The sequence below is a fragment of the Micromonospora sp. NPDC049257 genome (assembly GCF_040678915.1).
Taxonomy (GTDB): Bacteria; Actinomycetota; Actinomycetes; order Mycobacteriales; family Micromonosporaceae; genus Micromonospora; species Micromonospora antibiotica.
The window spans coordinates 35,960-46,634 of record NZ_JBFAQU010000005.1; the positions used below are offsets into that span (position 1 = coordinate 35,960).

A 10,675-nucleotide genomic window follows, 5' to 3' on the forward strand; every position below is an offset into this window, starting at 1 on the left:
CGCCTGCCCGGCGGCGGCGGGCGACCCTCACCCCCGTAAGCGTCGCCCGCTCGCGCCGCCGGTTCCCGGATGGCACCGTCCCCCAACGGTGTGCTCCACCCGATGCGCGCCTCGCCCGGTGCACGGATCTGATCGATCCGCCGCTCCCCCGAACGTTTCCGAGCGTGACGCGGTGCAATAAAGTTAGTTCGCCCAGATTCCGGATTCAACCCGCGAGCACTGTTCCGCCGGTCACAACACCGGCCGTCCCAGCTGCGCTGACGCCGTTTCCGGGTCTCGTGACTGCCAACACGCGGCTACCCGGCAGCGATTCCCGCAAACCCCTCAGCCGTCTTCCCGATCGGGTGATTCGGTGCGGAAGAAGTTGCTCTGCCGGCCGTCCCGCAGCTGCTCCTGGAAGATCAGGTTCAGCCTGCGGCTGTCGAACGTCCGGAACCAGTCGTCCCAACTGACCACCCGCACCTGCCGGCTCTGCCGGTAACCCGGGAGGTCGAACGTGAGCACCCCCGGCCGGCCCGCCCGCTCGGTGCCGACGATGGTGGCCGGCCGGGCCCCGCGTGCCGCGGCCCAGTTCCGGATCACCTGGTGGTTGGTGGTGACCAGGCTGCGCCCCGGGCGTTCCGGCCGGTCCGCCGGGGAGGTGATGAGCTGCGAGGACCGTACCGACCGCGAGGTGGCCCGCCCGGTACGCACGCCCGCAGCGCGGGTGGCGGCCCTTGCCGGTGCCGCCTTCGCTCCCGGCCGCGACAGGGCGGCTCGTCCCGACCGGGACGCCGCCGTCGCCTTCGCCCGGGACGCGGCGGACGTCTTCACCCGGGACGCCGCCGACGTCTTCGCCCGTGCCGAGGTCCCCCGTCGGGTGGAGGTGCCCTTACCGGCACCGGTCGCCCCGGCGCTCTTCCTGGCCGGCGCCCGGCCGGACGGGCCGGTGCTGCGTCGGGCGGCACCGCCGGCCCGACCCTCCGCGCGCAACGTCCGCGCGAGCGTCTTCACCAGGTCCGGCTTGCGCAACGCGGAGATCCCGGAGACTCCCCTGCGGCGCAACTGACCCCGGATGTCGTCGACCCTCATCCGGGAGATCTCCGACTCGGAGATGCCCGGCGTGTTCGGGGTCTGATTGCCGGCCTGACGCGTGGTCCTGGTCGCCGACGCGCCGCGACCTGAGCTGTTCCGCTGAGCCATGACACGCTCCTCGACAGTCCGTCCTCGGCCTGCGGCGGGTCCCACACTGCCGCACCGCAGCGGTGCGGCATACCCGTCAGGACCGGTCCGAACCTCCCGAGGACGGGGTGAAGAGGTGGGCGAAGGCGGCGAGGTTAGCGGTCGACTCGCCCCGCTTGACCCGCCACTCCCACTCCCGGCGGATCGAACTGCCGAAGCCGATCTCCAGCATGGTGTCGAAGGACTCGTCGGCATAGCTGAGCACCGCACCGAACAACCGGTCCAGCTCGTCGGCGTCGACGCCGGACGGGTTGACCCGGCCGGTGAGGTAGACGTCCCCGACCGCGTCGATCGAGAACGCGACGCCGTACATCCGGGCGTTGCGTTGCAACAGCCACGCCCACAGCTCCTCGCGCCGCTCGTCGGGCTGGCGCATCACGAACGCCTCGACCCGCAGCGCGTGCTCGCCGACGATCAGGTTGCAGATCGTCTTGAGCTTGTGGGTGCCGGGCAGGGTGACCGCGTACGACCCCTCGCCGGTGGCCTCCCACTCCAGCTCCCGCTCGGTGCAGACCGCCTCGATCAGGGCCGCCAGCTCGCTCTTCGCGCTCATCGGACCCACTCTACGGCCGGGGTGACGAACCCACCGGACAGCGCCCGGTCACCGCACCCCCGGTCCGGTGACCGCGCCACGGATCCGGCCCGGTCACCAGGATCCGGTCAGGGCCGGCCCCTCGGCCAGCCGGGCCGCCAACCGTGCCCGGTGACCGGTGACCGCCTCGCCGTACACGGCGAGCAGCCCGGACACGGTGCGTTCCCAGGAGAAGCTGCGGGCGTGCCGGGCCGCCCCCCGACCCAACGCCTCCCGGCCCACCCGGTCGGGCAGCAGCCGGGCCAGCGTACGGGCCCAGTCGGTCGGGTCGTGGCCGTGCACGAGCACGCCGCTGACCTCGTCCCGCACGGCGGTCACCAGGCCACCCACGGCGGCGGCCACGACCGGGGTGCCGCAGGCCTGCGCCTCCAGGGCCACCAGCCCGAAGGACTCGTTGTGCGAGGGCACCGCCACCAGGTCGGCGGCCCGGTAGAGGGCGGGCAGGTCGTCCCCGGTGCGCGGCGGCAGGAACCGGACCCGGTCGGCGACCCCCAACGAAGCGGCCAGCTCGATCAGCGAGGTGGGCCGGTCCAGGCCGCTGCCGCTCGGGCCACCACAGATCACCACGGTCACCTGCTCGGCGAGGGCCGGATCGCGCTCGCGTAACGCCGCGACCGCACGGACCAGCACGTCGGGGGCCTTCAGTGGCTGGATCCGGCCGACGAACGCGACGACGTACCCCTCGGTGGGCAGGCCCAGCTGGCGGCGGGCGGCGCGGGTCGCGGCGGCCCGGTCCCCGACGGCGGGACGGAACCGGTCCAGGTCCACCCCCGGTTCGACGACCGCGACCCGGGCCGGGTCGGCGGCGTAGCGGTCGATCAGGTCGGACGCCTCCACCCGGGTGTTCGCCACCAGCCGGTCGGCCTCGGCGACGACCTGCTCCTCACCGATCACCCGGGCCTTCGGCTCCGGCCGGTCACCGGCCGCGAGCTGGGCGTTCTTCACCTTGGCCAGGGTGTGCGCGGTGTGCACCAACGGCACCCCCCAGCGCTCCTTGGCCAGCCAGCCGACCTGCCCGGACAGCCAGTAGTGCGAGTGGATCAGGTCGTAGTGCCCCGGTGGGCGGGCCGCCTCGGCACGCAGCACCCCGGCGGTGAAGGCACACAGCTGACCGGGCAGCTCCTCCTTGGTCAGCCCCTCCAGCGGGCCGGAGGTGACGTGCCGGACGTGCACGCCGGGGGCCATCTCCACCACCGGTGGCAGGTCACCCGAGGTGGCCCGGGTGAAGATCTCCACCTCGACGTTCGCCTCGGCGAGCCGCCTGGCGACCTCCAGGATGTAGACGTTCATGCCGCCCGCGTCGCCGGTGCCCGGTTGGTGCAGCGGCGAGGTGTGCACCGACAGGGTGGCGATGCGACGGGGCCGGGGCCACGGCAGGGCACCTCGCTGACGACCGACACCGATGTGCTGATCCGCCACGTCCGCTCCCTCTGTCACGGTTGATGCCGTCCCGCACGACCGGCGCTCCTCGGTCAACCTTCACGCCGGATGCAATCTTCCCCATCGGGCTTCGGAAATACCTCGCCCCGGGTCGCGGGCGTGACGGACCTCATCACGGGACCCGGGGCGGCCAGCCCCGCTGCCAGGGTGAGAATGGCCGGATGACCTCTGTCGCGATCGTCACCGGGGCGTCCAGCGGGATCGGCGCGGCCACCGCCCGCCGGCTCGCCGCCGAGGGTTTCCACGTGCTCGCCGCCGCCCGCCGCACCGACCGGCTCGCCGACCTGGTCGCCGAGATCGCGGCGGCCGGCGGCAGCGCCACCGCCGTGGCCTGCGACGTCACCTCCGACGAGTCGGTGGCCGGGCTGGCCCGCGCCGCCGCCGACGCCCCCGGGCCGGTCACCCTGCTGGTCAACAACGCCGGTGGGGCCCGTGGGCTCGACCCGGTGGAGTCCGGCTCGGTCGCCGACTGGCAGTGGATGTACGACGTCAACGTGCTCGGCACGCTGCGGGTCACCCAGGCCCTGCTGCCGGCCCTGGAGCGCTCCGGGACCGGGACGGTCGTGGTGGTCTCGTCCACCGCCGGTTTCACCGTCTACGAGGGTGGGGGCGGCTACAGCGCGGCCAAGCACGCGCAGACCGCCGTGGCGGGCACCCTGCGGCTGGAGCTGTGCGGCCGACCGGTCCGGGTGGTCGAGATCGACCCCGGGATGGTCCGCACGGACGAGTTCAGCCTGAACCGGTTCGGCGGGGATGCCGGGAAGGCCGACGCCACCTACGCCGGGGTCGCGCAGCCGCTGGTGGCCGAGGACGTCGCCGAGTGCATCGCCTGGTGCGCCACGCTCCCCCACCACGTCAACGTGGACCGGTTGGTGGTCCGCCCGCTGGCCCAGGCCGCCCAGCACAAGGTGCACCGGGTCGGGCAGTGACCCGGGATGGCTGACCGGGGCCGGCAACGGCCGGTGGGGTTGGTGACCCGGGATGGCTGACCGGGGCCGGCAGCGGCCGGTGGGGTTGGTGACCCGGGGGACGACGAACCCGAACCGGCTCCGCCGGGTCGACAACTGGATCGTCGAGACCTGCGGCGACCGGTTACGGGCCGCCGCCGACCCGCTGGTGGTGGACCTCGGTTACGGCGCCACCCCGGTCACCGCCGTCGAGCTGCGCGACCGGCTGGCCGCCCGGGTCCGCCCCGACGTCCGGGTGGTCGGCCTGGAGATCGATCCGGTACGGGTGGCCGCCGCCGCACCGGCCGCCGACCCACCGGGGTTGACGTTCGCCCGGGGCGGCTTCGAACTGGCCGGGTTACGGCCCACCGTGGTCCGGGCGTTCAACGTGCTCCGCCAGTACGACGAGCGCGAGGTCGCCGACGCCTGGCGGACGGTCACCGACCGGCTCGCCCCCGGCGGGGTGCTGGTCGAGGGCACCTGCGACGAGTTGGGCCGGCTGGCCGGCTGGCTGCTGATCGACTCCACCGGCCCCCGGACGCTGACCCTGGCCGCCCGGCTGGCCACGCTGGAGAGCCCGGCCCGGTTGGCCGAGCGCCTACCGAAGGCGCTGATCCACCGCAACGTGCCGGGTGAAGGCATCCACGCCCTGCTCCGCGCCCTGGACGACGCCTGGCACGCCGCCGCCGGGCTGGCCCCGTTCGGCCCCCGCCAACGCTGGCTGGCCGCCGTCCACACCCTCCGGTCCACCGGCTGGCCCGTCCTAGACCGCCCCCACCGCTGGCGCCACGGCGAACTAACCCTCCCCTGGCCCGCCATCACCCCCACCTGACCACCCCACCCGCACCCCCACACCCCGCACCCCACCCCGCCCCCCCCGCCCCCCGCCTGCCCGTGTTGATCAAGAGCTTTGCGTCAAAATCCGCCAACGGCATGACGCAAACCTCTTGATCAACACGGGTAGAGCGGGCGGGGGCGGAGTGGGGCAGGGGGGTCAGAGGGTGCAGTTGATGAGGACGGGTTCGGGGTGGAGGGGGACGGCGAAGCGGGTGTGGACGCCGTCGCGGATCTCGCGGGCGAGGGCGATCAGGTCGGCGGTGCGGGCGGTGCCGCTGTGGTTGGTCAGGGCCAGGGTGTGCTTGCCGGAGATGGCGGTGCCACCGGGGCCGGGGTGGCCCTTGGCGAAGCCCGCCTTGTCGATCAGCCAGGCGGCGCTGACCTTCACCAGGTCGCCGGGGCAGGGCCAGGAGGGGGGGTCACCGAGGTCGGCGGCGCGCTCCCGCAGCAGGTCGTACGCCGCCCGGTCGAGCACCGGATTGGTGAAGAACGAGCCGACCGACCAGGTGTCCGGGTCGGTGGGGTCGAGCACCATGCCCTTGCCGGCGCGCAGGGTCAGCACCGTGTCCCGGGCGGCGGCCAACGGCACCCGGTCACCGACGTCGACCCCCAGCGAGCGGGCCAGTTCGGCGTAGCGGACCGGCCCGGACAGCGGCGAGCGGTCCAGCCGGAAGTCGACCGAGAGCACCACCCAGCGGTCGCTGTACTTGAAGATGCTGCCCCGGTAGGCGAACCCGCAGTCCGGGGCGGCGACGGTGGTCAGCCGGTCCTCGGCGCGGTCGTACACCTGAACGGCGGTGATCCGTTCGGCGACCTCCTGGCCGTACGCGCCGACGTTCTGGATGGGGGTGGCACCGGCCGAGCCGGGGATGCCGGAGAGGCACTCCAGGCCGGACCAGCCGTTGCCGACGGTGGCGGCGACGAGGTCGTCCCAGGGTTCGCCGGCTTCGACCCGTACGGTGACGGTATCGGTGTCCTCGGCGACCACGGTGTAGCCCCGCGACCGGATCAGCACGACGGTGCCGGGGAAGCCGGCGTCTCCGACGACCACGTTGCTGCCGCCGGCGAGGACCAGCACCGGTTCGTCGCGGCGGTGCGCCTCGCGGACCCGGCGGACGATCTCGTCGGCGCTGGTCGCGGTCTCCAACCGGGCGGCGGTGCCACCGAGGCGCAGGGTGGTGTATTCCGCGAGGGCGGCCGGATCGGCGGGTTCGGCGCTCGTTGTCGGTTTGGCGTAGACGTCTGACACGCCTTTCACCCTAGGCTGAGGGGTAGCCACGGCACCCACTGGTCGCCGGGTCACCCCGGGGAGGATTGCGATGAGCAGACTGCACGCCACGAAGGACTTCTGGTTGGGAGCGCTCCGGGTCGACGGCCCGGCGTTCGCCGCGGCCGTGGCCGAGGCCCCGCCGGAGACACCTGTGCTGTCCTGCCCGGGGTGGACGGTGTCCGATCTCGCCCTGCACCTGGCCGGCCTCTACCACTGGGTGCACTCCTTCGCCGGTGCCGGTGACACCGCCCAGCCGGCCCGCCGCGACGAGACCGCCGAGCTGCCCGCCGGGGTGTCCCCGCTCCAGCTCTGGCAGCACGAGTACGACCAGCTGGTGACCCTGTTCGACGCGCTCGACCCGGAGGCCCCGGCCTGGAACCCGATGCCGCAGCCCAAGAAGGCCGGTTTCTGGCCGCGGCGGGTGGCGCACGAGACGGCGGTGCACCGGTGGGACGCCCAGCTCGCCATCGCCGCCGGTGACCCGATCGAGACGAAGCTCGCCGCCGACGGGGTGAGCGAGGTGCTGGACACCTGGCTGCCGTCCGGCCGTCGGCGCAACCGGGGGCAGTGGCAGGGGGTGGTGCACCTGACCGCGACCGACGCCGCCCAGGACTGGTACCTGCGGATGCGCGGCGAGGGGGTGGCCCTGCTGGACACCGCGACGGTCTTCGGGCACGACGACCACCACGCCCGGGTGCAGGTCACCGGCTCGGCCAGCGACCTGCTGCTGGCGTTGTGGGGCCGGGTCAGCTTCGACACCCTCGGGGTGGCGGGGGACCGTTCCCTGCTGGAGGGCCTGCGCGTCGGCTGACGCCCGCCACCACATGCCGTGTACCGAGAGCGGCCGTTCCGACTGGGACGGCCGCTCTCGGCGTTCCCGGCGTAGATCGGGGTCGGTTGCGCACGGCGTAGCTGCGGGACGGCCACTCTCGGGGTCCCCGGTGTAGCTCGGGCGGTCGGCCCTGCGGTTCGGCGACGATCCGAGAGAGCGCTCTCTTGACAGGAGTCCATCGACCCACCACCCTGTCGGGAGAGCGCTCTCTCACAGAGATCGAATCCGGGCCGACGACCCGTACGGCCCGCTCATACGCAGGTCCACACCCCACCACCCGACCTGAGAGGGGTCCGACCCATGGGTGTCTTCACCCGCCGCCGTCTCGCGGCGATCGCCCTGGTGGCCACCACCGCACTGCTCACCACCACCGCCTGCGGCGGCGACGACGAGGCCGCCGACGGCGGACCGGTCACGCTGACCGTCGACGTGTTCGGCCAGTTCGGCTACGAGAAGCTCTACCGGCAGTACGAGGCCGACCACCCCGGCATCAAGATCGTGGAGCGGGGCACCGGCGGCAACCTCGACGAGTACTCCCCCAAGCTCACCCAGTGGCTCGCCGCCGGCAAGGGCGCCGGTGACGTGGTCGCCATCGAGGAGGGGCTGCTGGTCGAGTACAAGGCCAACCCGCAGAACTTCGTCAACCTGCTCGACCACGGCGCCGCCGACCTCAAGGGCAACTTCCTGGAGTGGAAGTGGAACGGCGGGCTGACCGCCGACGGCAAGCAGCTCATCGGGCTCGGCACCGACGTCGGCGGGATGGCGATCTGCTACCGCAAGGACCTCTTCGCCGCCGCCGGCCTGCCCACCGACCGGGAGGCCGTGTCCAAGCTCTGGCCCACCTGGCAGGACTACGTACGGGTCGGCGAGCAGTTCAAGGCCAGGAACACCGGCGCGGCCTTCCTGGACGCCGCCACCAACACCTTCAACACCATCCTGTTGCAGACCGCCGGCAACACCACCGGCTACAGCTACTACGACACCGCCGACAAGCTGGTGGTCGACAGCAACCCGGCGGTACGCCAGGCGTACGACACCACCGTCGACATCATCGACTCCGGGCTCTCCGGCCGGTACGGGGCCTGGTCGGAGGAGTGGGTGTCGGCCTTCAAGCAGGCCAAGTTCGCCACCATCGCCTGCCCGGCCTGGATGACCGGGGTGATCGAGGGCAACGCCGGGCCGGACGCCAAGGGCAAGTGGGACATCGCCCAGGTGCCCGGCAGCGGCGGCAACTGGGGCGGCTCCTACCTGGCGGTGCCGAAGCAGAGCCGGCACCAGGCCGAGGCGATCGAGCTGGCCAAGTTCCTGACCAGCGCCAAGGGCCAGATCGGCGCGTTCCAGGAGAAGGGGCCACTGCCGTCGTCCCCGCAGGCGCTCGACGACCCGGCGGTCGTCAGCTCGACCAACGCGTACTTCTCCGACGCCCCGGTCGGCAAGATCTTCGCCGCCGGTGCGAAGAGCCTCAAGCCGGTCTACATGGGCCCCAAGAACCAGGCCGTCCGCACCGAGGTGGAGAACGCCGTGCGCACCGTCGAGCTGGGTCAGCGCAACCCCACCCAGGGCTGGACCGACGCCACCACCAACGCCCGCAAGGCCGCCGCCAAGTAACCCCGTGCGGGGCGGGGTCACGGGTTCACGCCGTGGCCCCGCCGCCGGACGGGCGGGCAGGTGCAGGCCGGGACCACGAGAGGAAGAGCACGGGAGATGGTTGTTCAGGTCGACGGTCCGCCGCCGGGGGCGGTACGGACCCGGAGCAGACGGCCCGAGCGGGAGCACCGGTTGGCCCGGCTCGACGTCAGGTACTCGCCCTACCTGTACGTGACGCCGTTCTTCCTGCTCTTCGCGATCTTCGGGCTCTATCCGCTGGCGTACACGTTCTGGGTGTCGCTGCACGACTGGGACCTGTTGGGGGTGGACCCGGCCTTCGTGGGCGCGCAGAACTACACCCAACTGCTGGCCGACGCCGACTTCTGGAACTCGGTGGTGAACACGCTCGGCATCTTCGCCCTCTCCACGGTGCCGCAGCTGCTCGCCGCCCTGTGGCTGGCCAACCTGCTCAACCGCCGGCTGCGGGCGCGGACCACCTGGCGGATGGCGGTGCTGGTGCCCAACGTGACCTCGACGGCGGCGGTGGCGATCGTCTTCGCGGTGCTGTTCGGCCGCGAGTTCGGCATGATCAACTGGCTGCTCGACCTGGTCGGCGTCGACGCGATCGACTGGAAGGCGAACCGGTTCGCCGCCTGGACGGCGATCTCCGCCATGGTCGACTGGCGGTGGACCGGCTACAACGCGCTGATCTTCCTGGCCGCGATGCAGGCCATCCCCCGCGACCTGTACGAGTCCGCCTCGATCGACGGGGCCGGCCGGGCCCGGCAGTTCTGGTCGATCACCGTGCCGCTGCTCAAACCCACGATCATCTTCGCGGTGATCATCTCCACCATCGGCGGACTGCAACTGTTCACCGAGCCCCGGCTGTTCAACTCCGGCACCAACGCGATCCGGGGCGGGCCGCTGCGCGAATCCCAGACGATGACCATGTACATGTTCGAGAACGCCTTCGCCCCGCACTACAACTTCGGCTACGGCTCGGCCGTCGCCTGGCTGCTCTTCGCCCTGATCGCGGTGGTCGCGGCGATCAACGTACTGATCCTGCGCCGGCTCGGCGGCGGCGCCCGCAAGGGGGACCGATGACCCGCATCTGGTCGGCCGGCCGACTCACCTACCCGGCATTGACGCTCACCGCCCTGCTGTCGATCTTCCCGATCTACTGGATGTTCGTGGTCGCCAGCCGCAGCAGCGACGCGATGGGCCAGGTGCCGCCACCGCTCACCCCCGGCGGCAACCTCGGCGCGAACATCACCCGGCTCTTCGCCAACCCCGACGCGCACTTCCTCACCGGCCTGGTCAACTCGACGATCGTCGCGGTCAGCGTCACCTTCTCGGTGGTGCTCTTCTCCACCCTGGCCGGGTTCGCCTTCGCCAAGCTGCGGTTCCGGGGACGCAACGCGCTACTCATGATCATCATTGCCACCATGATGGTGCCCACCCAGCTCGGGGTCATCCCGCTGTACCTGCTGATGACCAAGCTGAACTGGAACGACCGGCTGCCGGCGGTGATCGTCCCGGCCCTGGTCACCGGATTCGGCGTGTTCATGATGCGCCAGTACGCGGCCCAGGCGGTCAGCACCGAGCTGATCGAGGCGGCCCGGGTCGACGGCTGCCACACGCTGCGGATCTACTGGAACGTGGTGCTGCCCGCGCTGCGGCCCGCCGCCGCCGTGCTCGGCCTGCTCACGTTCATGACCACCTGGAACGACTTCCTCTGGCCGTACGCTGTGCTCAACGACCCGGAGAACCCGACCGTGCAGTTGTCGCTGCGGGCCCTCTCCGACGGTTACTACCAGGACATGTCGCAGGTGTTCACCGGCACGGCGATCGCGACGCTGCCGCTGCTGCTGGTGTTCGTCGTGTTCGGCCGCCAGATCATCGGCGGCATCATGGAAGGTGCGGTCAAAGCGTGAGCGCGAGGAGTGAGC

General features: G+C 72.1%; 10 protein-coding genes. 6 read left to right on the top strand and 4 right to left on the bottom strand.

Going from position 1 to position 10,675, the window contains the following annotated elements:
- Positions 1-324: 324 nt before the first annotated feature.
- The 3 genes from AB0K25_RS10290 to mshA all read right to left on the bottom strand — a co-directional run bounded on the left by AB0K25_RS10290 (position 325) and on the right by mshA (position 3,232).
- A complete protein-coding gene (locus AB0K25_RS10290) occupies positions 325-1,182 on the bottom strand; it encodes a hypothetical protein (RefSeq protein ID WP_357538062.1) in 858 nt (285 codons plus the stop codon).
- Between the two features lie 76 nt (positions 1,183-1,258).
- A complete protein-coding gene (locus AB0K25_RS10295; RefSeq protein ID WP_208567910.1) occupies positions 1,259-1,774 on the bottom strand; it encodes a YbjN domain-containing protein in 516 nt (171 codons plus the stop codon).
- A gap of 93 nt (positions 1,775-1,867) precedes the next feature.
- Positions 1,868-3,232: a D-inositol-3-phosphate glycosyltransferase gene (gene mshA, locus AB0K25_RS10300; protein ID WP_219464879.1), complete on the bottom strand. Its 1,365-nt coding sequence runs from the start codon at positions 3,230-3,232 to the stop codon at positions 1,868-1,870.
- A gap of 182 nt (positions 3,233-3,414) precedes the next feature.
- Here mshA and AB0K25_RS10305 point away from each other — a divergent pair, with 182 nt between their 5' ends.
- Entirely contained in the window at positions 3,415-4,182 is a 768-nt protein-coding gene (locus AB0K25_RS10305) for an SDR family oxidoreductase (RefSeq protein ID WP_219464880.1), read from the top strand.
- 52 nt (positions 4,183-4,234) lie between these two features.
- Entirely contained in the window at positions 4,235-5,032 is a 798-nt protein-coding gene (locus AB0K25_RS10310) for a class I SAM-dependent methyltransferase (RefSeq protein ID WP_357538067.1), read from the top strand.
- 162 nt (positions 5,033-5,194) lie between these two features.
- On the opposite strand, the gene AB0K25_RS10315 is transcribed toward AB0K25_RS10310, so the two are convergent.
- Positions 5,195-6,286, bottom strand: a complete 1,092-nt coding sequence (locus tag AB0K25_RS10315) for a UDP-N-acetylmuramate dehydrogenase (RefSeq protein ID WP_363819639.1) — start codon at positions 6,284-6,286, stop codon at positions 5,195-5,197.
- A 70-nt stretch (positions 6,287-6,356) separates the two neighbouring features.
- On the opposite strand from AB0K25_RS10315, the gene AB0K25_RS10320 reads away from it, so the two are divergent.
- The 4 genes from AB0K25_RS10320 (at position 6,357) to AB0K25_RS10335 (ending at position 10,660) form a co-directional block, all read left to right on the top strand.
- Positions 6,357-7,118 carry a maleylpyruvate isomerase family mycothiol-dependent enzyme gene (locus tag AB0K25_RS10320; protein WP_219464882.1) on the top strand — a complete coding sequence of 254 codons (762 nt, stop codon included), beginning with the start codon at positions 6,357-6,359 and terminating at the stop codon, positions 7,116-7,118.
- Between the two features lie 321 nt (positions 7,119-7,439).
- On the top strand, positions 7,440-8,747 hold the full coding sequence (locus AB0K25_RS10325; protein WP_357538071.1) for an extracellular solute-binding protein: 1,308 nt from the start codon (positions 7,440-7,442) through the stop codon (positions 8,745-8,747).
- A gap of 96 nt (positions 8,748-8,843) precedes the next feature.
- Complete coding sequence (locus AB0K25_RS10330) at positions 8,844-9,830, top strand: sugar ABC transporter permease (protein ID WP_363819643.1); 987 nt, start codon at positions 8,844-8,846, stop codon at positions 9,828-9,830.
- On the top strand, positions 9,827-10,660 hold the full coding sequence (locus AB0K25_RS10335; RefSeq protein WP_204924754.1) for a carbohydrate ABC transporter permease: 834 nt from the start codon (positions 9,827-9,829) through the stop codon (positions 10,658-10,660). Before AB0K25_RS10330 ends, AB0K25_RS10335 begins: the two co-directional genes overlap by 4 nt.
- Positions 10,661-10,675 lie beyond the last annotated feature (15 nt).

Coding starts and splice junctions, on each gene's coding strand:
- AB0K25_RS10290 (WP_357538062.1), bottom strand. CDS start 1,182: ATGGCTCAGCGGAACAGCTCAGGTCGCGGCGCGTCGGCGACCAGGACC.
- AB0K25_RS10295 (WP_208567910.1), bottom strand. CDS start 1,774: ATGAGCGCGAAGAGCGAGCTGGCGGCCCTGATCGAGGCGGTCTGCACC.
- AB0K25_RS10305 (WP_219464880.1), top strand. CDS start 3,415: ATGACCTCTGTCGCGATCGTCACCGGGGCGTCCAGCGGGATCGGCGCG.
- AB0K25_RS10310 (WP_357538067.1), top strand. CDS start 4,235: ATGGCTGACCGGGGCCGGCAGCGGCCGGTGGGGTTGGTGACCCGGGGG.
- AB0K25_RS10320 (WP_219464882.1), top strand. CDS start 6,357: ATGAGCAGACTGCACGCCACGAAGGACTTCTGGTTGGGAGCGCTCCGG.
- AB0K25_RS10325 (WP_357538071.1), top strand. CDS start 7,440: ATGGGTGTCTTCACCCGCCGCCGTCTCGCGGCGATCGCCCTGGTGGCC.
- AB0K25_RS10330 (WP_363819643.1), top strand. CDS start 8,844: ATGGTTGTTCAGGTCGACGGTCCGCCGCCGGGGGCGGTACGGACCCGG.
- AB0K25_RS10335 (WP_204924754.1), top strand. CDS start 9,827: ATGACCCGCATCTGGTCGGCCGGCCGACTCACCTACCCGGCATTGACG.